Origin of the sequence: Burkholderia sp. RS01 (assembly GCF_039748055.1) — a bacterium.
Classification (GTDB): Bacteria; Actinomycetota; Actinomycetes; order Actinomycetales; family Micrococcaceae; genus Arthrobacter.
Map to the genome: position 1 here is coordinate 1 of NZ_JBDLAK010000077.1, position 245 is coordinate 245.

1 protein-coding gene is annotated in these 245 nt (G+C 67.3%); it reads right to left on the minus strand.

What is annotated here, in order from left to right:
* Window positions 1-245, minus strand: a 245-nt coding sequence (locus ABFP37_RS22600; protein ID WP_347035046.1) for a tyrosine-type recombinase/integrase, incomplete at both ends; no start/stop codon positions are given.

Genomic DNA, 245 nt, shown 5'->3' on the forward strand with positions numbered 1-245 from the left:
GAAACAGGCGTGCACTGACAGATTCGGGCCGCTCGGCCAGCAGATACACCTGGATGACTGAAGCCACGTCCGCGTCAAGGGGCACCCGCCGTTCCCGCTGCCCCTTGCCGAGCACCTGCAGCCACCGGCCGCCGATGTCGACGTCCGCGACGTCCAGGGCCAGCACCTCGGCCGAACGCAACCCGCAATGGAGCATCAAGCCCGCGATTGCCCGGTCCCGCCAGGTGTGAAAACTTGCCAGCAGC